We start from the raw sequence: 22,393 nt of genomic DNA, 5'->3' as shown, positions 1-22,393 counted from the left end.
CTCACGCGGCCCGCATGGCGGGCACGCTCGCATCGCCCGCATCGCGGCGTCCGGTGCACTGTATACAACACGGACCCGATTCGGCGGTTTCGATCGGGGTTTACCCGCTGATCGACCAGGAACGCGCCGCCGCGCTGTCGTGCTGACCGCGTGCCGCACCGCCGCCGCATGGCGGTGCGGCACGACGCTCGACATCAGCGCGCCGCGCCGGCAACGATCACGCCCGCATCGGCCGCGTCGCGCGCATACATCGCTTCGATCAGCGCCGCGCGCTGCGTCAGCACCGCACGCTGGTTGATCGAACCCTTGTCGGTGATTTCGCCGAGATCGAGCGACGGCGGCGTGTCGAGCAGGCACAGCCGCGTGATGAACGTCGCGCTGCCGGTCGCGTCGCGGTTCAACCGCTGCAGCAGGTCCGCAAAAAACGCGCGCACGGCCGGCGCCTGCAGCACGGCGCGCACGTCGGCGTCCGGCCCCGCGCCCGCGAGGCGGCGGCAATCGTCGATGCGCGGAAAGATCATCGCGCCGACGCCGTCGCGGTTCATTCCGGTCACGACCGCGTCCTGCACATACGGCGCGCCGTTCGACACGATCCGCGCGCGCATCGGCCCGACGCTCACGAAGGTCCCCGACGACAGCTTGAAATCCTCGGCGATCCGGCCGTCGAACATCAGCCCGATCTCCGGACGCTGCGGGTCGACGAAGCGCACCGCATCGCCGCTGCGGTAATAGCCTTCTTCGTCGAACACCTCGCGCGCGTCGTCGCTGCCCGCGCGCCAGTAGCCGGCCATCACGTTCGGCCCGCGAAAGCGCGCCTCGAGCTTGCCGTCGACCGGCACCAGCTTCGCGTCGCAGCCGGGCGCGGGCAGGCCGATGTAGCCGGCGCCCGACATCGGCCCGGTGGTGAACATGCACGACGGTGCGGCCTCGGTCATCCCGAGGCCGGCCATGATCCGGATGCGCTCGCCGCAGTGCGCGAGCGTCACGCGTTCGAGCCGGTCCCACGCGGCCTGCGACAGCCCCGCGCCCGCGAAGAAATACATCTTCACACGCGAGAAGAAGGTCGCGCGCAGCGCCGCGTCCGTTTCGAGCGCGGCGGTCAGTTCCTCCCAGCCTTTCGGCACGTTGAAGTACACCGTCGGCGCGATCTCGCGCAGGTTGCGCAGCGTCTCGTCGAACTTGCCGGCGACCGGCTTGCCGTCGTCGATATACAGCGTGCCGCCGTTGTACAGCGCGATCCCCACGTTGTGGCTGCCGCCGAACGTGTGATTCCACGGCAGCCAGTCGACCAGCACCGGCGGCTCGATGCCGAATTGCGGAAACGTTTCGAGCAGCATCTGCTGGTTGCTGCACAGCATCCGGTGCGTGGTCGGCACCGCCTTCGGCAGCCGCGTCGAACCGGACGTGAAGAGAAACTTGGCGATCGTATCGCCCGTGATCGCCTCGTGCGCGGCGTCGACGCTGCCCGGCGCGGTGTCGAGCAGCGACGCGAGGCGCGTGACGCCGCGCATCCCGTCCGCCGCCGACACGACTACTCGCTCGACGTCGGGCGGCACCGTCGCATCGAGCGCGGCGCGGAACGCATCGCCGTCGGCGGCAAACACGAGCCCCGGCGTCAGCAGCGCCAGCGCGTGACGGAGCTTGCCGTAGTCGCTCGACACGAGCGAATACGCGGGCGACAGCGGCGCATACGGAATGCCGGCCCACAGCGCGCCGAACGCGACCTGCAGGTGTTCGAGATCGTTGCCGGACAGGATCGCGACCGGCCGCTCGGCCGACAGCCCGCGATCGAGCAGCGCCTGGCCGATCGCGCGTGCGCGTTCGAGCATCTGCGCATAGCTGATGCCGATCCACGCGCCGTCGGGACCGCGCCGCGCGATGAGCCAGCGGTCGGGGTGCGCTTGCGCGCCGCTGACGAGCCGGTCGGTCAGCCGGCGCGGATATGCGCCGAGCGCGGTCGATGCACGCAGGGTCCAGCAACCGTCGCGTTGCGCGATGTCGGGCGGCGCCGCGCCGATCGCGACGGGGCGGTAGCCGGCGGGGGCCGGCTGCGCGGCGGCGATGCCGTGCAGTTGGGTCGGATCCGCATCCAAGGTCTGTCTCCAGTCGGTTCCGCCGGCGCGCTGGCGGCGCGCGGCGGGAACTTCATTGTGTCGTTGTCGTTGCCGCGACGCGGCGGCCCGCTCAGATCGGGTAGTGGCGCGGCGCGGTCTGCACGGTGATCCAGCGCAGGTCGGTGAATTCGGCGATCGACGCCTTGCTGCCGAACCGGCCGTAGCCGCTCGCCTTCACGCCGCCGAACGGCATCTGCGCCTCGTCGTGCACGGTCGGGCCGTTGATATGGCAGATGCCCGACTCGATCCGTTTCGCGACCTGCATCGCGCGCGCGATGTCGCGGCTGAACACCGCGGCCGACAGCCCGTATTCGCTGTCGTTCGCGGCCGCCAGCGCCGCTTCGTCGCCATCGACGCGCTGCACGGTCACGACCGGCCCGAACGATTCGTCCGCATAGAGCTTCATGTCGCGCGTGACGCCGTCGACGATCGTCGGCTGCATCACCGCGCCGTCGACTTCGCAGCCGAGCGGCAACGCCGCGCCGTGTGCGCGCGCGTCGGCGACCAGCGCCGCGATGCGCTGCGCGGCCGCCGCGCTTTCCAGCGTGCCGAGCACGACGCCCGGTGCGGCCGGGTTGCCGGCCTTCAGCGTACGCGCCTTCGCGACGAGCCGCTCGACGAACGCATCGGCGACGTTCCGGTCGACGATCACGCGCTCGGTCGACATGCAGATCTGGCCCTGGTTGAAGAATGCGCCGAACGCGACCGCGTCGACCGCCGCATCGAGATCCGCGTCGTCGAGCACGAGCACCGGCGCCTTGCCGCCGAGTTCGAGCAGCGCCGGCTTCAGGTGCTGCGCGGCGAGCGTCGCGACGATCCGGCCGACGCGCGTCGACCCGGTAAAGTTGACGCGCCGCACCGCCGGGTTCGCGATCAGCCGTTCGACGATCGCCGGTGCATCCTGCGGCGCATGCGTGATCACGTTGACGACGCCATCGCCGAGCCCCGCGTCGTGCAGCACGCTGCCGATCAGCCGGTGCACGCCCGGGCAGCCTTCGGACGCCTTCAGCACGACCGTGTTGCCGCACGCGAGCGGCATCGCGAGCGCGCGGGTCGCGAGGATCACCGGCGCGTTCCACGGCGCGATGCCGAGCACGACGCCGCACGGCTGGCGCACGGCCATCGCGAGGTTGCCCGGCACGTCGGACGGAATGACCGCGCCGTCGATCTGCGTCGTCATCGCGGCGGCCTCGCGCAGCATGTTCGCCGCGAGCATCACGTTGAAGCCGTACCAGTTCGCCATCGCGCCGGTTTCCGCGCGGCCGGTCTCGATGAATTCGCCGGCGCGCGCGTCCATCCGGTCGGCCGCCGCGAGCAGCCGCCGGCGGCGCTCGGTCGGCGCGAGCGCCGCCCACGCGGGAAACGCGCGCGCGGCCGCCGCAACCGCGGCATCCGCATCGGCGAGCGTCGCCGCGGCGGCGCGCGACGCCACCTGTCCGGTCGCCGGATCGATCCGGTCGAACGTGCCGCCATCCGACGCGCCGCGCGACACGCCGTCGATCAACAAACTCACTTCGTGCATTTCGCTGTCTCCGCTCAGTCCGGTTGCGTGCCGCGTCGCGCGTCAGCGCTTGTACGCCTGCAGGCCCGGCTTGATGCTCTTGTCGTCGAGGAACTGCTTGAGGCCCTGCTCGCGGCCGCCTTCCGGATCGCGGTAGTTCGCCTGGTCGAGCTTCGCGTACAGGTAGTCCTCGTTCTGCTCCCACGTCAGTTCGCGGCAGCGCTTGAAGCCGTGCTTCGCATTGCGGATCACGACCGGATTCTTGTCCAGCAGCTTCGCGGCGAGTGCAAGCACTTCGTCGCGCAGTTGCGCACGCGGCACGCTCTTGTTGACGAGCCCCATCTTCGCGGCCTGCGGCCCGGTGAAGGTATCGCCGGTCATGATGTAGTACAGCGCCTCGCGATGCCCGACCGTGTCCGCCATCGCCTTGCTGACGAGGTTGCCCGGCGGGATGCCCCAGTTGATCTCCGACAGGCCGAACACGGCTTCGTCGGCCGCGATCGCGAGATCGCACGCGACGAGCGGCGAGAAACCGCCGCCGAAGCACCAGCCGTTGACCATCGCGATCGTCGGCTTCGAATACATGCGCAGCAGTTGCCACTGCCAGCGGCTCGCGTCGCGGCGGATCTTTTCCTGCAGGATCTCCGGGCCTGCGTCCACTTCACGGAAATACTCCTTCAGGTCCATCCCGGCCGTCCATGCGTCGCCCTCGCCGGTCAGCACGAGCACCTGCGCTTCGGCGTCGAGCTCGACCGCTTCCAGCACGTCGATCATCTCCATGTTCAGCGTCGGGCTCATCGCGTTGCGCTTGTCCGGACGGTTCAGCGTGACCCACGCGATCCCGCCCTCGACCGCGACCTTCACCGTTTTCCAGCGACCTTCGTAACTCATCTTCGTTCTCCAATGACAGTGCCGCCCTGCGCGACTCGACGCCAATTTACTATCAGGTAGCCTGATATGTAAAGTAGAATGGAAGCGGCTCGGGACAAACCCCTAAACGGGCGCGAACACACGGTTTCGTGCCGCGCGGCGCCTGCGCTTCACGACATGAGGAGACACGCTTGGACATCCGCAACCTGATCGCCATCGACACGCACGTGCATGCCGAAGTGTCGTGCTGCCAGCCGCCCGACCTGTTCGCGAAGGCATTCGACGACGCGGCCGACAAGTACTTCGGCACGGTGCTGAAGCAGGGCCGCCGGCCGACGATTCCGGAGACGATCGCGTATTACCGCGAGCGCCGCATCGGCTTCGTGATGTTCACCGTCGACTGCGAGACGAACATCGGCCGGCGCCGCATTCCGAACGAGGAGATCGCGCAGTTCGCGCAGGACAATGCCGACGTCATGATCGCGTTCGCGAGCATCGATCCGCACAAGGGCCGCTTCGGCGCACGCGAGGCACGCCGACTGATCGAAGAACACGGCGTGAAGGGCTTCAAGTTCCACCCGACGATGCAGGGATGCTTTCCGAACGACCGGCTCGCGTATCCGATCTACGAGGTAATCGCCGAGCACGGGCTGCCGGCCGTGTTCCACAGCGGTCATTCGGGGATGGGATCGGGCATGCGCGGCGGCGGCGGGCTGCGTCTGAAGTACTCCGAACCGATTCACCTCGACGACGTCGCGGCCGATTTTCCGGACATGAAGATCGTGATCGCGCACCCGTCGTGGCCGTGGCAGGAGCAGGCGCTGTCGATCGCGCTGCACAAGCCGAACGTCTACATCGATCTGTCGGGATGGTCGCCGAAGTATTTCTCGCCGGAGCTGGTCAAGTATGCGAACACGCTGCTCAGGCACAAGGTGCTGTTCGCGTCGGATTTTCCGCTGATACGGCCGGATAGATGGCTGGAGGATTTCCACGGCGCCGGGTTCCGGCCCGACGTGCACCCGCTGATCCTGAAGGGCAACGCGGTCGCGTTGCTGGGGTTGGGGCTCGACGCGCCGCGCGAGTGACGCGCCGAGTGGTGAATGCGCCGATCGCGGCGCGGCGGCCGGCGCGGTCACGCGCCGATGCCGCGCCCGCCGGCCGCCGGCCGCACCGTGGCGCTCAGGTTGCGCGCGTCGGCATGAACCGCGCGGTCGGCAGCCCCGCATGCCGCGTCTGCGCGACGAACACGCCGCCCGCATGCGCGTCGCTGGCCAGCGCGTCGTCGCTCAACCCGGCGCGCGCGCTCGTCACGTACAGGCGGCCTTCGCCGTCGAGCGCCGCGCAGCTCGGCTGCGCGGTCGGCACGTCGACGCGCTCCGTCTCGACGCCATCGGGCCCGTAGCGCACCACCCGCCTGCCGCCCCACTGCGCGTTCCACAGGCCGCCGTCGCGATCGATCGTCGAACCGTCCGGGTCGCCGTCCGCATCGGTCAGGCGCGCGAACGGCTGCACGTTCGCGACGTCGCCGCCCGCGCGGTAATCGCAGACGAAAATCTCGCGCACCAGCGAATCGCAGAAATACATCTTCGAACCGTCCGGCGAGAACGCGATGCTGTTCGCGATCGCCGCCGCCGGCAACGCGAGCCGTTCGAGCGTGAGGTCGGCATTGAGCCGGTAGAAGCCACCAACCGCACGCGGCGGCTCGCCACCTTCGTCCTTCATCCCGAACACGAACGCGCCGAAAGGATCGCAGCGGCCATCGTTCAGCCGCGTCGGCAGGTCGGATTCGACGTCGACGATCCGCGTGAACGCACCGCTGCGCAGGTCGAAGAACGCGAGATGCGTCGCGAGCCCGACGAGCAGCACGTCCGGATCGTCGGTCAGCGCGAAACACGCGAGCCGCTCGGGCATCGGCCAGTGCGCGAGGTCGGAACCGTCCGCGCGGCATCGCCACAACCGCGCGCCTTCGATGTCCGTCCAGTACAGCGCGTGCGTCGCATCGCACCACGTCGCGCCTTCGCCGAGCGTGTTGCGGCTGTCGGCCAGCAGCGTCGCCGACGCGGCCGGATGAGTCTGTTGCATGCCGTCTCCCGATATCTGTCGTGTTCGCGGGCGGCCGCGCTTTCGTCAGATCTTCATCGCGCGCCGCTGGTTGCGACGATACTGGTCGAACAGCACCGCGAGCAACAGAATTCCGCCGCGTATCAGATATTGGTAAAACGTCGGCACGTTCAGCAGGCTCATCGCATCCTGCACGGAGCCCATGATCAGCACGCCCACCAGCACGCCGGAAATCGTCGCGACGCCGCCCGTCAGCGACACGCCGCCGAGCACGCACGCGGAGATCACGCCGAGTTCGAGGCCGACCGACGTCTTCGGATCGCCGAGGCTCATCCGCGACGCGAGCATCACGCCGGCAAAGCCCGTCACGAGCCCCTGCAGCACGAACACGGTGATCTTGATGCGCATCACCGGCAGCCCCGCGAGCAGCGCGGCCTCGCCGTTGCCGCCGACGGCGAGCACGTTCTTGCCGAACACCGTCTTGCGCAGCAGGAAGCCGAACACGACGAAGCCGATGATGTTGCTCCAGATCGGATACGAAATGCCGAGGAACGAGCCGGACCCGAGTTCGAAGAAACGTTCCTCGGAGATCATCACCGCGTCGCCGTTCGACGTGATGAACGCGAGCCCGCGCACGACTTCCATCATCGCGAGCGTGACGATCAGCGAATTGATCCGGTAGCGCGCGATCAGCACGCCGTTCACGAGCCCGACCGCGCCGCCCGCGAGCACGCCGGCCACGATGCCGAACAGCACGCTGTGCGTCGCGGTGATCAGCGTCGACGCGACGACGCCCGAGAACGCGACGATCGACGCGACCGACAGGTCGACCTCGCCGAGCGCGAGCACGAACATCATCGTCACCGCGATCGAGCCGATCAGCGTGACCGACAGCAGCAGGCCCTGGATGTTGCGCGGCGTGAGGAAGTCCGGCACCGTCAGCGACAGCGTCGCGAACAGCACGAGAAACACCATCACGATGCCGGAGCGGTTGATCAGCTGCCACACGCCGCCGCGCGCCCTCGTGGGCGCGGCAGCGGCATCGGGGGACGGGGAAGTACGTTGGGGTTGCATTGCCTGGCTCATATCTTTTGCATTCCGGTTGAACAGCAAGCCGCTAGCGCGGCAGCGCGAGCTTGATCAGCGCATCGGGCGTCGCCTGCGCCTTCTCCACTTCGCCCGCGATCCGTCCTTCCTTCATCACGATGATCCGGTCCGACACGCCGATCACTTCGGCCAGATCGCTCGACACGAGGATCACCGTGCGGCCCGCTTCCGCGAGTTCGTAGAACAGGTTGTAGATTTCCGCGCGCGCGCCGACGTCGATGCCGCGCGTCGGCTCGTCCATCAAAAACACGTCGATGCGCTCGGCCAGCCAGCGTGCCAGCACGACCTTCTGCTGGTTGCCGCCGGACAGCGCGCCGATCGGCGTGTCGCCGTCGCGGGTCTTGATCGCGAGCCGCTCGATGTAGCGTTGCGCGAGCTCGCGCTCGCGCCGCGCGTCGAGCAGCATGCGCGCCGGGCTGAAATGCCGGCGCGCGCTGATGTTCAGGTTGTCGGCCACCGACGCGATCGCGACGATGCCTTCCTGCTTGCGGTCTTCCGGGCACAGCGCGATGCCGGCGCGCACCGCGTCGCGCGGGCTGGCAAACGCGACGCGCCGCCCGCCCAGCTCGACGTGCCCGGCACTCGGGCGCACCGCGCCGTACAGCAGCTTCATCAGCTCCGAACGGCCCGCGCCGACGAGCCCGAAAAAGCCGACGATCTCGCCGCGTCGCGCGGTGAACGACACGGGCTCGGACAGCCCGGGGCCCGCCAGCCCCTTTGCCTCGATCAGCACGTCGCCGGCCGCGCGCGGCCGGTAGCCGTACACGTCCTCGATCGAGCGGCCGACCATGCAGCCGATCAGCCGGTCGCGATCGAGATCGGCGACCGAATCGAACGTGTCGATCCGGCGGCCGTCGCGAAACACGGTCACGCGGTCGCACAGTTCGTAGACTTCCTCCATCCGGTGCGTGACGTAGATGATCGCGCGGCCTTCCGCGCGCAGCGCGCGGATGATCCGGAACAGTTGCGTGGTCTCGCGCGCGGACAGCGAGCTCGTCGGTTCGTCGAACGCGATCACGCGCGCGTCGCGCATCAGTGCCTTGCCGATCTCGATCATCTGGCGCTGGCCGATCGACAGATACTTCACCGGAATGCCCGGATCGATATGCTCGCCGAGCCGCTCCAGCGCATCGAGCGCACGCGCGGCGAGCGCGCGCTCGTCGACCACGCCGAGCCGGCTCGGCAACTGCCCGAGCATCAGGTTCTCGGCGACCGTCAGCTCGGGCACCAGATGCAGCTCCTGGTAGATGATCGCGATGCCGGCTTCGAGCGCGGCACGCGTCGACGCGAAGCGCTGCACCGTGCCGTTCAGCGTCAGCGTGCCGGCCTGCGGCTGGTTCACGCCGGACAGCACTTTCAGCAGCGTCGATTTCCCCGCGCCGTTCTCGCCCATCAGCCCGTGCACTTCGCCCGCGCGTACCGACAGCGACACGGCGTCGAGCGCGCGCACGCCCGGGAACGTCACCGTGATGCCGTCGAGCGCGAGCAGCGGGCCGGCGGCCGCGCCGGCTTCAGCGTCGTCGTGGCGGGACACGGCCGTCATCGTCTGCATCGTCATTGCGTTTTCGCCCCGCGCGCTCAGATGCCGAGCTCGGCGCGCACGGCCTGCCAGTTCGCGCGCGTCATCAGCTTGCCGCTCGTCTGCGTGTCGGCCGCCGGCGTCTTGCCGTTGCGGATCCAGTCGACGAGGTTCTGCGTGCTGTCCTTGCCGTGGTTCGTCGAGCTGACCGCGATCGTCCCGTAGAAGCCGGTCGGCTCCTTCTTCTGGAACTCGGCGAACGCTTCGCCCGCGCCGTTGATGCCGACGCCGATCACGTCGGCCGCCGGGATGTGCAGCTGCTCGGTCGCGCGCACCGCGCCGAGCACGGTTTCCTCGTTCAACGCGTAGATCACCCATTTCTTCACGTTCGGATGCCGCGCGAGCACCGGCGCGGCCGCGCTGAAGCCGCCTTCGTCGTCGGTCGTCTTCTGCGGCGCGTCGAAGATGTTCTCCTTGCGGAAGCCGTTCGCGAGCAGCGCCTGCGTCGCGCCGTCGGTGCGCAGCTTCGCGGTCGGCAGCTCGTAGTTCGTGACCCGCAGCGCGCCGACTTCCTCGGGCTTCCAGCCGCGCCGCTTCATCTCGTCGGCGATCGCCTGGCCGACCTGGTTGCCGATCTTGGTCGCCGACATCCCGAGGTGCGGCACGTTCGCGAGCGGCTTGCCGCTCGAATCGACGAGCTGGTCGTCGACGGTCACGAACTTCATGTTGTAGCGTTTCGCGCGCGAGGCAATCGCCGGGCCGAGGCGCACGTCGGGTGCGCAGATCACGAAGCCCTGCGCGCCCTGCGAGCCGAGGTTGTCGATCGCGGCCAGCACCTTCTCGCCGTCGGGCGTGCCGATCTTCACGACCGAGAAATTCTCCTTCTGGCCGAGCGCGGACGCCGCGTTCTGCTCGTTGATGAACCATGCCTGCTCGGGCATCTTCACCAGGAAGCCGATCTTCAGCGGCGCGTCGGCGCGCGCGGCGCCCTGCATGCCGAGCGGCGCGATGCAAAGCGCGGCCAGCAGCGCGCGCAGGGTGTGTCGGCGAATCGTGTGAGTCGTGCGGGTCATGTGGTGTCTCCTGGTATCGATTTGGGTCTTCATCATTTGTCGTGCGCGGTCGCGGCGAAGCGCGCCGGCACGTTCAGCGGCCGAACGCGTCGGTCTGGACGCGCCGGCCGAACAGAAACGCGTCGGCGACGAGCCGCAGCGGCCGCACGTCGACGTCGCTTTCGCCACGCGCGATCAGCGCGCGGAACTGCGCGTAGAGCGCAGGATACTCGCGCTCGGGGCCGATCTCGACCGGCTCGCCGTCGATCGACAATTGCGCGCCGCCGCGGCTGATCGCGAGCACGCCGTCGGCCGTATCGACCGCGATCTCCCATTGCTCGACCGGGCCGTGCCGCCAGTCGAATTCCGCGCGCACGGGCACGCCGTCGGTATCCGCGCAATCGAGTTCGGCCGCGATCGGCGTCTGCACGTCGCTCGGCACGAACAGCGTCGCCTCGCGCAGCACGAGTTCGCGCGGCAGGATCCGCGTGACGATCGACAGCGCGTTGATGCCGGGATCGAACACGCCGAGGCCGCCGGGCTCCCAGATCCACTGCTGCCCCGGATGCCAGCGCCGCACGTCCTCCTTCCAGCGCACCTGCACCGCGCGGATCGTGCGCGTCGCGAGCCACGCGCGCGCGGGTTCCACCGCGCTCGCGCAGCGCGAATGCCAGGTCGCGAACAGCGTGAGGCCGCGCTCGCGCGCGAGCGCCTCCAGCGCGGCCACTTCGCCGAGCGTCGCGCCCGGAGGCTTCTCGAGCATCACGTGCTTGCCGGCTTCGAGCGCCGCGCGCGCCTGCGCGTAGCGCACCTGCGGCGGCGCGCACAGCGACACGGCGTCGAGCTCAGGCTCGGCGGCCAGCAACGCGCGGAGATCCTGATAGTTGCGCACGCCCGCAACTTCCGCGTGGCGGCTCGCGCACGCGGTCAGCGCGAAGCCCGGTTCGGCGGCGATCGCCGGAAGATGCTGGTCGCGCGCGATCTTGCCGATCCCGACGACGCCCAGCGAAACCTGCTTGCTCATCGTGCATTCCTCCTTCGCATATCGCTCAGTGGGCCCAGCGCAGCACGAGCGGATCGAGCCGGCGCGCGATCGCGAGCAGTTCCGCGCGCGTGTCCGGATGCAGTTCCGGCATCGGATGCCGCGGCCGCTCGCACGCGATCACGCCGCCTTCGCGCATCAGCGCCTTCGCGGTGAGGATCCCGGACTGGCGGTTCTCGTGATTGATCAGCGGCAGCCACGCCTGGTAGCGCGCGTACGCGTCGTCGTGGCGCCCTTCGCGCCATGCTTCGAGGATCGGCCGGATGCCGTCCGGATACGCGCCGCCCGTCATCGCGCCGGTCGCGCCCGCATGGAGATCGGCGAGCAGCGTGATCGCCTCCTCGCCGTCCCACGGCCCTTCGACCGCATCGCCGCCGAGCCGGATCAGCTCGCGCAGCTTGTTCGCCGCACCGGGCGTCTCGATCTTGAAGTACGCGACCTGCTCGATCTCCCGCGCCATCCGCGCGAGGAACGGCGCCGACAGCGCGGTGCCGCTCGCGGGCGCGTCCTGGATCATGATCGGGATCTCGATCGCGTCGGACACGCGTGCATAGAAATCGAAGATCTGCGCCTCGGGCACGCGGAACGTCGCGCCGTGATACGGCGGCATCGCCATCACCATCGCCGCGCCGAGCTGCTGCGCGCGCAGGCTGCGCGCCGCGCACACCTGCGTGCTGTAGTGCGACGTCGTGACGATCACCGGCACGCGGCCCGCCACGTGTTCGAGGATCGTGCGCGTGAGCACGTCGCGCTCGTCGTCGGTGATCGCGAACTGCTCGGAGAAGTTCGCGAGGATGCACAGCCCGTCCGAGCCCGCGTCGATCATGAAATCGACCGCGCGCTTCTGGCTCGCGAGGTCGAGCTCGCCGGTGTCGGAAAACGTCGTCGGGACGACGGGGAAGATGCCGCGATAGCGCGGCGTGCTGCTCGATGTCATGTTCTGGTCCTGCGTCGGTCGAAGCGGCGTTCAGCCGGAAAACAAGGCGTTCAGGATTCGCGGGCGAGCGCGCCCGCGGCCGGCTGCGGCGCGCGCAGCGTCGCGCGGACCACGAACGTGATCAGCACCGCGAACAGCAGCGTCGCCGCGAGGAAATACAGGCCGGCCGCGAGGCTGCCGGTCGCCTGCTTGATCAGGCCGATGCCGTACGGCCCGACATAACCGCCGAGATTCGCGAGCGAATTGATCGCGGCGATGCCCACCGCCGCGCTCGTCCCGGTCAGGAATTCGCCGGGCAGCGCCCATACGACGGCCTGGATCGAGTAAAGCGAGAACGCCGTGAGGCAGATGAACAGGAACTGCAGTGCGGGCTGCCGCACCCATGCGCTCGCGGCCATCGTCAGCGCCGCGGCGGCCGACACGACGACGATGTGCCAGTAGCGTTCGCGCGTGCGATCCGAATGACGCGGCACGACCAGCAGCCCGATCACCGCGAACAGGTACGGCACGGCGGACAGCAGGCCGGTGGCCGCGTCGCCCGCGCCGAACGCGTGAATGATCGTCGGCAGCCACAGCGACAGCCCGTAGATGCACAGCGGGAACGGCAGGAACAGCGCCGCGAGCAGCAGCACGCGCCGGTCGGCCAGCGTGGCGAGCGGATTGCGGTGCGCGTCGGGGCGGTACGTGTCGCGATCGGCGGCGAGCTGGCGCGCGATCCAGCGCCGCTCGTCATCGTTCAGCCAGCGCGCGCGGTCCGGCGCTTCGGGCAGCAGCCGCAGCGTCGGCCACACGAGCAGCACGGCCGGCAGGCCGCTGACGACGAACAGCGTCTGCCAGTTCGACAGCCCGAACAGCCCGTGCGTCGACAGCAGCCAACCCGCGAGCGGCCCCGTCACGATGCCGGCGATCGGCTGCGCGAGCACGAGCAGACCGATCACGCGCGCGCGGCCGCGCATCGGAAACCACTGCGTGAGGAAATACAGGATGCCCGGATACAGGCCGGCTTCGGCCGCGCCGAGCAGGAAGCGCAACGCATAGAAGCTGGCCGGCCCCTGCACGAGCGCCATCGCCATCGTGATCACGCCCCACGTCGCGAGAATGCGCGCGAACCACACGCGCGCGCCGAAGCGGCCGAGCGCGAGATTGCTCGGCACCTCGCACAGGAAATAGCCGATGAAGAACAGGCCCGCGCCGAGCCCGTACGCCGCGTCGCTGAGGCCCACGGCCGCGTTCATGTGCAGCTTCGCGAAGCCGACGACCGTGCGGTCGACATAGGCCACCACGTAGATCAACGCGAGAAACGGCACCAGCCTGCGCGTGAGCGTGCGCATCAACTGCCGTTCGTCGACGGCGGCCGACGGGCCGGATTGAGCCGCGGCCGGTGTCGCGGACGGGTGCTGCGTCGTCGTCATCGTGTCTCCATGGGTGGGCTGCGCCGGTGTCGTCGCCGGTCTGTCCTGCTTCACCTGTGCCTCGTTTCGCGCCTGCCGCTCAATGCGAGTGGCTCGGCACGTCCGCGCCGCGCGTGCCGACCAGGAAATCGAGGTCGCACCCCTCGTCGGCCTGCAGCACGTGATCGATATACAGCCGCGCGTAGCCGCCCTTGCCGAGCTGGCCGGCCACGCCCGGCGCCGCGGTCGGATCGACGTCCGACAGGCGGCGCTGCAGTTCGTCATCCGTGATGTCGAGATGCAGCGTGCCGGCCTCGCAGTCGAGCTCGATCCAGTCGCCGTTGCGCACGGCCGCGAGCGGCCCGCCGGCGGCGGCCTCCGGCGCGACGTGCAGCACGACCGTGCCGTACGCGGTGCCGCTCATCCGCGCGTCGGAAATCCGCACCATGTCCTTCACGCCCTGGCGCAGCAGCTTCGGCGGCAGCCCCATGTTGCCGACCTCGGCCATGCCCGGATAACCGCGCGGCCCGCAGTTCTTCAGCACGAGCACGGAGCTCGCGTCGACGTCGAGCGCTTCGTCGTTGATCGTGGCCTTGTAGTGTTCGAGGTTCTCGAACACGACCGCGCGGCCGCGATGCTTGAGCAGCTCGGGGCTCGCCGCCGACGGCTTCAGCACCGCGCCGCGCGGCGCGAGATTGCCGCGCAGGATGCGGATGCTGCCGTCCGCGATCAGCGGCCGGTCGAGCGGGCGGATCACTTCGTCGTCGTAGTTCGGCGCTTCGCGCACGTTGTCCCACAGCGACTTGCCGTTCACCGTCAATGCGTCCGGGTTCGGCAGCAGCCCGCCTTCGCCGAGCCGGCGCAGCACGGCCGGCAGCCCGCCCGCGTAATAGAACTCCTCCATCAGGAAGCGGCCCGACGGCATCAGGTCGACGATCGTCGGCGTGTCGCGGCCGATGCGCATCCAGTCCTCGAGTTCGAGCGGCACGCCGATGCGGCCCGCGATCGCCTTCAGGTGAATCACCGCATTGGTCGAGCCGCCGATCGCCGCGTTCGCGCGGATCGCGTTCTCGAACGCGGCGCGCGTCAGCACCTTCGACAGCACGAGCCCTTCGAGCGCCATCTCGACGATGCGGATGCCCGACATGTGTGCGAGCACATAGCGGCGCGAATCGACGGCCGGAATCGCCGCGTTGTGCGGCAGCGTGACGCCAAGCGCCTCGGCCATGCACGCCATCGTCGATGCGGTGCCCATCGTGTTGCAGGTGCCGGCCGAGCGCGACATGCCGGCTTCGGCCGACAGGAAGTGATGCAGGTCGATCTCGCCGGCCTTCAGCGCCTCGTGCAACTGCCACACGGCCGTGCCCGAACCGATGTTCTTGCCTTCCAGCTTGCCGTTCAGCATCGGCCCGCCCGACACGACGATCGCCGGCACGTCGCAGCTCGCCGCGCCCATCAGCAGCGCGGGCGTCGTCTTGTCGCAGCCGGCGAGCAGCACGACCGCGTCGATCGGGTTGCCGCGAATAGCCTCCTCGACGTCCATCGACGCGAGGTTGCGCGTGAGCATCGCCGACGGCCGCAGGTTCGATTCGCCGTTCGAGAACACCGGGAACTCGACCGGGAAACCGCCCGCTTCGGAGATCCCGCGCTTCACGTGCTCGGCGAGCTTGCGGAAGTGCGCGTTGCACGGCGTCAGTTCGGACCACGTGTTGCAGATGCCGATGACCGGCCGGCCGTCGAACTCGTGATCGGGGATGCCCTGGTTCTTCATCCAGCTCCGGTACATGAAGCCGTTCTTGTCATTCGTGCCGAACCATTGGGTGGAGCGCAGCCTGGGTTTTGTTGCCGACATCGTCAGTCCTGTGGTGACGGGATACCGGCGCAGTCTAGGCAGAATTTTGATAACTCGCTAATGACGTTTTAGGCGATTACGATATCGATTCCGATATCGATATAAACCCGTACGATGACTGACGCCAGCCCGTGGGGAAACCGCAGCCGCCTGAAAACCCGCCAGCTCCTGCTGGTCGTCGCGCTCGCCGACGAAGGCAGCATTCATCGCGCGGCGGCCGCGCTGAACATGACGCAGCCGGCCGCGTCGAAGCTGCTGCGCGAACTCGAGGAATCGATCGGCGCGGTGCTGTTCGAGCGCCTGCCGCGCGGGATGCGGCCGACGCTGTACGGCGACGCGCTGATCCGCCACGCGCGCGCGGCGCTCGGCAGCCTCGACCAGGCGCGCGAGGAACTGGCCGCGCTGAAGGCCGGCCATCTCGGGCACGTGGCGGTGGGCGCGATCACGTCGCCGGGCCTGCGGCTCGTGCCGCCGGCCGTCGCCGCCGTGAAGGGCACGCATGCGGGCCTGCACGTGTCGGTCGGGATCGACACCAGCAACGTGCTGCTCGAACATCTCGCGCAGGACAAGATCGACATCGTGCTCGGCCGGCTCTCCGCCGAACACGACAAGCTGCGGCTGCGCTACGAGCCGCTGATCGGCGAAACGGTGGCGGCGGTCGTGCGGCCCGGCCATCCGCTGCTCGCGCAGGCGCCGCTGTCGCTCGCGGACGTGCAGCGCGCCGCGTGGGTCGTGCCGCCGGCCGGCAGCGTGCTGCGCCATCGCTTCGAACTCGTGTTCCAGCGCGCGAGCCTCGCGCCGCCGGCGAACCTGGTCGAGACGTCCGCGCTGCTGTTCATCACGCAGCTGCTCGAACAGAGCGACATGATCGCGGTGCTGGCCGAAGACGTCGCGCGCTACTACGCGCGGCACGGGATCGTCACGGTGCTGCCGCTGGAGATGGATTGCCGGATGGACGATTTCGGGATCATCACGCGCACCGACCGGCTGCATTCGCCGGCCGTCACGGTGATGGCCGACGCGATCCGCGCGGCTGCGCGCGAGGTTTACGGCGTCGCGCTGTGACGCGGCGGCGAGGTGTGTTGCCCGCTCACGGTGATTTCTTCGAGCACGAAGTGCGGCGCCCTGCTTGCGTCGCCGGGGGCGTGGCAAGGCTTCGTCGGGATTTCCATTGCCGACGCGTCACGCGGCTGCAAACTCGATCGCCGGTTCGCAGCGGATCGGGAAGTTGACCGAATTCGCGATATAGCACTTCGCGTGCGCATCGTGATGCAGGCGTTCCGCCCGCTCGCGATCGTCGCCGGCCTGGATGGTCACGTGCGGGCGCAGCACGATTTCGGTGAAGCGCCCGTGCTCGGGGCTGTCGAGCATCGTCCCTTCCGCGTTGTCGACATACGCGAGCACGCGGATACCGGCCTCGGCGCACAGATGCAGGTACCAGAGCTTGTGGCACGCCGATGCCGACGCCAGCAGCAGGTCTTCCGGGTTCCAGCGCGACGCGTCGCCGCGGAAGGCCGCATCCGACGAACCGGGAATGTCCGGCTTCGAACCGGCACGGATCACATGATCGCGGCCATACTCGCGATACCCCGACGTGCCGGTGCCGCGGTTGCCCGTCCACTGCACTGCGACGCGGTACTTGTGTTCGCCAGATGCCATCTCGCTCTCCATTGAGGTCGGTTGCTTCCACCGGGCTCGACTTCATTTCATGAAGCCCGCCAATGGCCGCCATTTTGGCACCGGAATTCCGTTTGGTATACCATTATTCCAAAATGAAGTGAGGAACACGCAGGCATGGAAGCCAAACTCGACTCCACGGCGGACGCGGTGGCCGCATCGCTGCGGGACATGATCGTCAACGGCGAGCTGGAAGCCGGCGAGCGGCTCGTCGAGCGCGACCTGGCCGAGCGGTTCGGCATCAGCCGGATTCCGATGCGCGAGGCCATCCAGCGTCTGGAACGCGAAGGATTGCTGGACATCTTCAGGAATCGCGGCGCCGTCGTGCGCATGCTGAGCGCGTCGGACGTGCAGGAAATCTACGATCTGCGCGCGCTGCTCGAAGGCGATGCGATCTACCGGAGCGTGAAGCGGCTCGACGACGAAACGCTCGCGCGCGCCGAACTCGTTCATCGCCTGCTCGGCGACGCGACCGTGCCGCGCCGGCAAGGGGAACTGAACCGCGAATTCCACGCGTTGCTGTATTCGTGCTGCGGCAACGCGCGGCAGTTGAAGACGATCGGGGAGCTGCGCAGCCAGGTCGAACGCTACGAGCGCCTGCAGGCAACGCTGCTCGCGGATACGCCGTCGTTCCAGGTCGAGCACGACGAAATCCTGAAGGCGTGCCGCGAGCGCAATGCGCGCGCCGCCCGTTCGATGACGGTCGCGCATCTCGAATCGGCCAGAAGCATCGTGATGCGGCTCGTCGAAGGCGGTTGAGGCCGGCGCCGCGTTTGCCGTTTTCCGCACCGCACGCGGCTGCGCGCCGGGTCGCGCCGATTGCGTCGGCAAACCCAAAGCGCTCGGCGCCGCCACGCGCGATATTTACCGCGGCGCACTCTCACTCGGCACGCGGCCAGTCGTACCGCGCACCACCAGCCGCGGCAGCGACGCGGTCCGCACGCGCGACGCATCGTCGCTGCGGCCGCCCGCCTCGCGCAGCGCGTTGAGCAATTCGACCGCGAGGCCGGCAGCCTCGGCGGTCGGGATCGCGACGGTCGTCAGCGTGGGGCGCGTGTCGCTTGCCAGATGGATGTCGGTCATGCCGACGATCGACAGGTCGTCGGGCACGCGCCTGCCGCGATCGGCCGCCGCATGCATTGCGCCGATCGCCGGCAGGTCGTTGGTGGCGACCAGCGCGGTCAGCCGTGGATGCGCGTCGAGCAGCCGGCCCGCCGCGCGCACGCCGCCTTCGATCGAATCGTGCTCGGCCGCGACGATCGACGCGTCGAGCCCCGCTTCGCGCATCACGTCGACGAAACCGTCGTAACGCGCCGCCTGCACGCCGCTCGCCGCCCCGCCGACGATCACGCCGATGCGCTCGTGCCCGAGTTCGAGCAGATGCCGCGTCGCAATCCGCCCCGCCTCGCGGAAATCGATGGCCACGCACGGCAATCCGTCGGGCGGCGCGTCGGGCCGCTCCCACAGGCACAGCACGACCGGCACGCCGCGCCGCGCCACGTCGAGCAGATCCGGCAGATGCAGGTTCGCGTTGGTCACGAGAATGCCTTCGGAAATCGTGCCGGCGATCTGGTCGAGGTACGCGCGCCCCTGCAACGGATCTTCGTTCGTATTGCAGACGATCAGGAACTGCCCGTTGCGGCGCACCGCGCGCTCGACCGCCAGCGCGAACTCCGGATAAAACGGGTTCGCGATGCTCGATACCATCAGCGCGACCGTCGGCGCGCGCCCTTCCGCCAGCGCCCGCGCGGCGAGATGCGGCCGATACCCGAGCGCCTGCACGGCTTCCAGCACCCGCGCACGCGTGGCCTCGCCCACCCGGCCGCGGTCGCGCAGCACGTTCGATACCGTCGCGGCCGTCACGCCGGCGCGGCGTGCAACTTCATCCAGTGTCGCCATCGTTTGCTCACTATATGAGACGTCGATCCAGTATTTGCTTCGCTCACCGAAGCGGCGCACTATCGCCGGACACCTTGCCGCCCGACCATCGGGCGCGACTCGGCCGCGATCGGATCGCCTCTTTTTTTGATCGCGATGATTAAGCGCTTAAGCAATCATGACGGCGCATTAGAACATGGAGCGGAGACAATGGCGAGCATCTCGATGCGACGCGTGCAGAAAGCCTATGGCGATCACGCGCCGGTCATTCGCGACGTCGATCTGGAGATCGGCGCGCACGAGTTCTGCGTGTTCCTCGGGCCGTCCGGATGCGGCAAGTCGACGCTGCTGCGCATGATTGCCGGGCTCGAGGACCTGAGCGCGGGCGAGCTGTCGATCGACGGCCGCCGCGTCGACGACGTGCCGGCCGCCGAGCGCGGCGTCGCGATGGTGTTCCAGAGCTACGCGCTGTTTCCGCACATGACGGTCTATGAAAACATGGCGTTCGGGCTGAAGCTCGCGCGCGTGCCGAAAGCCGAGATCGACCGGAAGGTGCGCGATGCCGCACGCATCCTGCAGCTCGACACGCTGCTCGAGCGCAAGCCGAAGGCGCTGTCGGGCGGCCAGCGGCAGCGCGTCGCGATCGGCCGCGCGATCGTGCGCGAGCCGGGCGTATTCCTGTTCGACGAACCGCTGTCGAATCTCGACGCGGCGCTGCGCGGCCAGACCCGCATCGAGATCGCGCGGCTGCACCGGCAGTTCGAACGCGCGAGCGTCGTCTACGTGACGCACGACCAGACCGAGGCGATGACGCTCGCCGACAGGATCGTGCTGCTGCACGCCGGCGCGGATACCGCGCGGCACGGCAGCATCGCGCAGGTCGGCGCGCCGCTCGACCTCTACCACCATCCGGCCAGCCGCTTCGTCGCCGGCTTCATCGGTTCGCCGCGCATGAACTTCCTGCCGGCCGTCGTCACTGCGTCCGATGCCCGCCGCACGACCGTCACCGTCGCGCCTTCCGGCGAAACCTTCACGCTGCCGCGCGACGGCTCCGCGCTCGATGCCGGCGCAACCGTGACGCTCGGCATTCGCCCCGAGCACCTGACGCTCGGCGCCGCGCACGACGCGACGACGCTGGTGCGCGACGTCGCGCTCGTCGAACGCCTGGGCGAACAGACCTACGTGCACCTCGACCAGCCCGGCGGCGCGCCGCTGATCGCGAAGGTGCCCGGCGACGCACAGGTGCACAGCGGCGAACGCGTGCCCGTGCATGCGCCGGCCGCGGCCTGCCATCTCTTCACCGAAGACGGCCGCGCGGTGCCCGCGTGCGCCGACGTCCACGTCCATCACTACGCTTAAGGATCGCGTATGCGCCTCGGAGTCTGCTACTACCCGGAACACTGGCCGGAATCGATGTGGGCGAACGACGCCCGCCGGATGAAAGCGCTCGGCATCGAGCAGGTGCGGATCGCCGAGTTCGCATGGAGCCGCATCGAGCCGTCGCCGGGCGAATACGACTGGGGCTGGCTCGATCGCGCGGTCGACGTGCTCGGCGCGGCAGGCCTCGAGATCGTGATGTGCACGCCGACCGCGACGCCGCCGAAATGGCTGGTCGACCGTCATCCCGACATCCTCGCGATCGGCGCGGACGGCCGGCCGCGCGCGTTCGGTTCGCGCCGCCACTACGACTTCTCGTCGCCGACCTATCTCGAAGCGTCGCGCCAGATCTGCACCGCGGTCGCCGAACGCTACGGCCGCCATCCGGCCGTGCGCTACTGGCAGACCGACAACGAGCTGGGTTGCCACCAGACCGTCGTCAGCTACTCGCCGGCCGCGCTCGTGCGTTTTCGCGAATGGCTGAAGGCACGCTACGGCACGATCGGCGCGCTGAACCGCGCGTGGGGCACCGTGTTCTGGAGCATGGAGTATCGCAACTTCGACGAAGTCGATGCGCCCGTCGGCACCGTGACCGAGGCCCATCCGACGCATCGCCTCGACTACCGGCGCTTCGCGTCCGACGAAGTCGCACGCTATCACCGGATGCAGGTCGACGTGATCCGCGCGCACTCGCCGGGGCGGCCCGTCGCGCACAACTTCATGCAGTTGTTCACCGAGTTCGATCACTACGAGGTGGCACGCGACCTCGACATCGCGACGTGGGACAGCTATCCGCTCGGCGCGCTCGAGGAGCAATGGTTCGCGCCCGACGTGAAGGCGCGCTGGCTGCGCACCGGCCATCCCGATTTCGCGTCGTTCAATCACGACGTATATCGCGGCATGTCGAAGCTGCCGTTCTGGGTGATGGAGCAGCAGCCGGGGCCCGTGAACTGGGCGCATTGGAACCCCGCGCCGCTGCCGGGCATGGTGCGCCTGTGGAGCTGGGAGGCGTTCGCGCATGGCGCCGGCTGCGTGTCGTACTTCCGCTGGCGGCAGGCGCCGTTCGCGCAGGAGCAGATGCATGCGGGCCTGCACACGCCGGACGACCAGCTCGACGAAGGCGGCCGCGAGGCGCAACGCGTCGCGCGCGAGATCGCGGCGGTGCACGACGCCGGCGCGGATGCGGACGCTCCGGTGCGCGCGTCGGTCGCGCTGATCTACGACTACGAAGCGAAGTGGCTGTTCGAAGTGCAGCCGCAAGGCGCCGATTTCCACTACCCGCGTTTCGCATTCGAGTACTACTCGGCGCTGCGCTCGCTCGGCCTCGACGTCGACGTGGTCTCCGCGCATGCGCCGCTCGACGGCTACCGGCTCGTGGTCGTGCCGCCGCTGCCGATCGTGCCGGACGACTTCGCGGCGCGGCTCGCCGCCTCGGGTGCGCAAGTCGTGTTCGGGCCGCGCACCGGCTCGAAGACCGTCGACCTGCAGATTCCGCCGGCGCTGCCGCCCGGCCCGCTCGCGTCGATCCTGCCGATCCGCGTGTGGCGCGTCGAATCGCTGCGACCGAACCTGACCGAACGGATCGACGGCACGCTGCGCGACGGCTCGCCGCTCGCGGGCGATGCGCGCCACTGGCGCGACTTCGTCGAGCTGCACGACGATACGCGCAGCGTCGTGCGCGCGCGCTTCGCCGACGGTCATCCGGCCTGCGTGTCGCATGGCGCGCTGCACTACTGGGCCGCGCTGTTCGACGACGCGACCACCGCGCGGCTGTTCGCCGATGTCGCGGCCGAAGCGGGCCTCGCGCCCGCGCCGCTCGGCGACGGCGTGCGCGTGAGCCGGCGCGGCGGCCTGACCTACGTATTCAACTATGGAAGCACGCCGCACACGATCGACGCGGTGCCGCCGTCCGCGTTCGTGCTCGGCGCCGCGCAGGTCGAGCCGCAAGGCGTCGCCGTGTATCGAAGCCGTTCGTAGCACCCGCCACCGGCGCCGCGACGCGCCGGTCACGCACA

General features: G+C 69.1%; 18 protein-coding genes. 5 read left to right on the top strand and 13 right to left on the bottom strand.

The window, feature by feature from the left end; genetic code table 11:
- Positions 1–194 precede the first annotated feature (194 nt).
- From AC3WLY_RS04060 to AC3WLY_RS04050, 3 genes are all read right to left on the bottom strand, one after another.
- Entirely contained in the window at positions 195–2,093 is a 1,899-nt protein-coding gene (locus AC3WLY_RS04060; RefSeq protein ID WP_492309109.1) for a feruloyl-CoA synthase, read from the bottom strand.
- 91 nt (positions 2,094–2,184) lie between these two features.
- A complete protein-coding gene (locus AC3WLY_RS04055) occupies positions 2,185–3,636 on the bottom strand; it encodes an aldehyde dehydrogenase (protein WP_492309110.1) in 1,452 nt (483 codons plus the stop codon).
- 42 nt (positions 3,637–3,678) lie between these two features.
- A complete protein-coding gene (locus tag AC3WLY_RS04050; RefSeq protein ID WP_072439949.1) occupies positions 3,679–4,506 on the bottom strand; it encodes a p-hydroxycinnamoyl CoA hydratase/lyase in 828 nt (275 codons plus the stop codon).
- A 170-nt stretch (positions 4,507–4,676) separates the two neighbouring features.
- Between AC3WLY_RS04050 and AC3WLY_RS04045 the strand changes: the two genes are divergently transcribed.
- A complete protein-coding gene (locus AC3WLY_RS04045) occupies positions 4,677–5,570 on the top strand; it encodes an amidohydrolase family protein (RefSeq protein WP_492309111.1) in 894 nt (297 codons plus the stop codon).
- 94 nt (positions 5,571–5,664) lie between these two features.
- On the opposite strand, the gene AC3WLY_RS04040 is transcribed toward AC3WLY_RS04045, so the two are convergent.
- The 8 genes from AC3WLY_RS04040 to AC3WLY_RS04005 form a co-directional block, all read right to left on the bottom strand.
- On the bottom strand, positions 5,665–6,567 hold the full coding sequence (locus AC3WLY_RS04040) for an SMP-30/gluconolactonase/LRE family protein (protein WP_425133139.1): 903 nt from the start codon (positions 6,565–6,567) through the stop codon (positions 5,665–5,667).
- A gap of 45 nt (positions 6,568–6,612) precedes the next feature.
- Positions 6,613–7,632: an L-arabinose ABC transporter permease AraH gene (araH, locus tag AC3WLY_RS04035; protein WP_175959910.1), complete on the bottom strand. Its 1,020-nt coding sequence runs from the start codon at positions 7,630–7,632 to the stop codon at positions 6,613–6,615.
- A 31-nt stretch (positions 7,633–7,663) separates the two neighbouring features.
- Positions 7,664–9,211 (bottom strand): L-arabinose ABC transporter ATP-binding protein AraG, encoded by a 1,548-nt coding sequence (araG, locus tag AC3WLY_RS04030; protein WP_310136775.1) that lies wholly within the window; start codon positions 9,209–9,211, stop codon positions 7,664–7,666.
- A gap of 20 nt (positions 9,212–9,231) precedes the next feature.
- Positions 9,232–10,245 carry an arabinose ABC transporter substrate-binding protein gene (locus tag AC3WLY_RS04025; RefSeq protein WP_175959908.1) on the bottom strand — a complete coding sequence of 338 codons (1,014 nt, stop codon included), beginning with the start codon at positions 10,243–10,245 and terminating at the stop codon, positions 9,232–9,234.
- Between the two features lie 73 nt (positions 10,246–10,318).
- Positions 10,319–11,248, bottom strand: coding sequence for a Gfo/Idh/MocA family protein (locus AC3WLY_RS04020; RefSeq protein ID WP_492309112.1), 930 nt, complete (start codon positions 11,246–11,248; stop codon positions 10,319–10,321).
- Positions 11,249–11,273: 25 nt separating this feature from the next.
- Positions 11,274–12,203, bottom strand: a complete 930-nt coding sequence (locus AC3WLY_RS04015) for a dihydrodipicolinate synthase family protein (protein ID WP_492309113.1) — start codon at positions 12,201–12,203, stop codon at positions 11,274–11,276.
- 50 nt (positions 12,204–12,253) lie between these two features.
- Entirely contained in the window at positions 12,254–13,615 is a 1,362-nt protein-coding gene (locus AC3WLY_RS04010; protein ID WP_175959905.1) for an MFS transporter, read from the bottom strand.
- A gap of 79 nt (positions 13,616–13,694) precedes the next feature.
- Positions 13,695–15,446 carry an IlvD/Edd family dehydratase gene (locus tag AC3WLY_RS04005; RefSeq protein WP_034181546.1) on the bottom strand — a complete coding sequence of 584 codons (1,752 nt, stop codon included), beginning with the start codon at positions 15,444–15,446 and terminating at the stop codon, positions 13,695–13,697.
- Between the two features lie 114 nt (positions 15,447–15,560).
- On the opposite strand from AC3WLY_RS04005, the gene AC3WLY_RS04000 reads away from it, so the two are divergent.
- Positions 15,561–16,511, top strand: a complete 951-nt coding sequence (locus AC3WLY_RS04000) for a LysR substrate-binding domain-containing protein (RefSeq protein ID WP_492309114.1) — start codon at positions 15,561–15,563, stop codon at positions 16,509–16,511.
- Between the two features lie 117 nt (positions 16,512–16,628).
- Here the strand turns inward: AC3WLY_RS04000 and AC3WLY_RS03995 are convergent, their stop codons facing one another.
- On the bottom strand, positions 16,629–17,105 hold the full coding sequence (locus AC3WLY_RS03995) for an OsmC family protein (RefSeq protein ID WP_310136781.1): 477 nt from the start codon (positions 17,103–17,105) through the stop codon (positions 16,629–16,631).
- A 135-nt stretch (positions 17,106–17,240) separates the two neighbouring features.
- On the opposite strand from AC3WLY_RS03995, the gene AC3WLY_RS03990 reads away from it, so the two are divergent.
- Positions 17,241–17,882 (top strand): GntR family transcriptional regulator, encoded by a 642-nt coding sequence (locus tag AC3WLY_RS03990; protein ID WP_492309115.1) that lies wholly within the window; start codon positions 17,241–17,243, stop codon positions 17,880–17,882.
- 105 nt (positions 17,883–17,987) lie between these two features.
- Here AC3WLY_RS03990 and AC3WLY_RS03985 read toward each other — a convergent pair whose 3' ends face one another.
- Entirely contained in the window at positions 17,988–19,022 is a 1,035-nt protein-coding gene (locus AC3WLY_RS03985; RefSeq protein WP_492309116.1) for a LacI family DNA-binding transcriptional regulator, read from the bottom strand.
- Between the two features lie 189 nt (positions 19,023–19,211).
- Between AC3WLY_RS03985 and AC3WLY_RS03980 the strand changes: the two genes are divergently transcribed.
- Positions 19,212–20,360 (top strand): ABC transporter ATP-binding protein, encoded by a 1,149-nt coding sequence (locus tag AC3WLY_RS03980; protein ID WP_492309117.1) that lies wholly within the window; start codon positions 19,212–19,214, stop codon positions 20,358–20,360.
- 9 nt (positions 20,361–20,369) lie between these two features.
- Positions 20,370–22,355, top strand: a complete 1,986-nt coding sequence (locus AC3WLY_RS03975) for a beta-galactosidase (RefSeq protein WP_310136784.1) — start codon at positions 20,370–20,372, stop codon at positions 22,353–22,355.
- Positions 22,356–22,393: the final 38 nt, after the last annotated feature.

This window comes from Burkholderia sp. FW306-1C-G01B (assembly GCF_058781685.1).
This window is presented reverse-complemented; position numbering and strand designations above follow the sequence as displayed.

Bases quoted from the DNA above. Each gene is read 5' to 3' on its own strand.
- AC3WLY_RS04055 (WP_492309110.1), bottom strand. From the start codon at position 3,636: ATGCACGAAGTGAGTTTGTTGATCGACGGCGTGTCGCGCGGCGCGTCG.
- AC3WLY_RS04050 (WP_072439949.1), bottom strand. From the start codon at position 4,506: ATGAGTTACGAAGGTCGCTGGAAAACGGTGAAGGTCGCGGTCGAGGGC.
- AC3WLY_RS04040 (WP_425133139.1), bottom strand. From the start codon at position 6,567: ATGCAACAGACTCATCCGGCCGCGTCGGCGACGCTGCTGGCCGACAGC.
- araH (WP_175959910.1), bottom strand. From the start codon at position 7,632: ATGAGCCAGGCAATGCAACCCCAACGTACTTCCCCGTCCCCCGATGCC.
- araG (WP_310136775.1), bottom strand. From the start codon at position 9,211: ATGACGATGCAGACGATGACGGCCGTGTCCCGCCACGACGACGCTGAA.
- AC3WLY_RS04025 (WP_175959908.1), bottom strand. From the start codon at position 10,245: ATGACCCGCACGACTCACACGATTCGCCGACACACCCTGCGCGCGCTG.
- AC3WLY_RS04020 (WP_492309112.1), bottom strand. From the start codon at position 11,248: ATGAGCAAGCAGGTTTCGCTGGGCGTCGTCGGGATCGGCAAGATCGCG.
- AC3WLY_RS04015 (WP_492309113.1), bottom strand. From the start codon at position 12,203: ATGACATCGAGCAGCACGCCGCGCTATCGCGGCATCTTCCCCGTCGTC.
- AC3WLY_RS04010 (WP_175959905.1), bottom strand. From the start codon at position 13,615: ATGACGACGACGCAGCACCCGTCCGCGACACCGGCCGCGGCTCAATCC.
- AC3WLY_RS04005 (WP_034181546.1), bottom strand. From the start codon at position 15,446: ATGTCGGCAACAAAACCCAGGCTGCGCTCCACCCAATGGTTCGGCACG.
- AC3WLY_RS04000 (WP_492309114.1), top strand. From the start codon at position 15,561: ATGACTGACGCCAGCCCGTGGGGAAACCGCAGCCGCCTGAAAACCCGC.
- AC3WLY_RS03995 (WP_310136781.1), bottom strand. From the start codon at position 17,105: ATGGCATCTGGCGAACACAAGTACCGCGTCGCAGTGCAGTGGACGGGC.
- AC3WLY_RS03990 (WP_492309115.1), top strand. From the start codon at position 17,241: ATGGAAGCCAAACTCGACTCCACGGCGGACGCGGTGGCCGCATCGCTG.
- AC3WLY_RS03985 (WP_492309116.1), bottom strand. From the start codon at position 19,022: ATGGCGACACTGGATGAAGTTGCACGCCGCGCCGGCGTGACGGCCGCG.
- AC3WLY_RS03980 (WP_492309117.1), top strand. From the start codon at position 19,212: ATGGCGAGCATCTCGATGCGACGCGTGCAGAAAGCCTATGGCGATCAC.
- AC3WLY_RS03975 (WP_310136784.1), top strand. From the start codon at position 20,370: ATGCGCCTCGGAGTCTGCTACTACCCGGAACACTGGCCGGAATCGATG.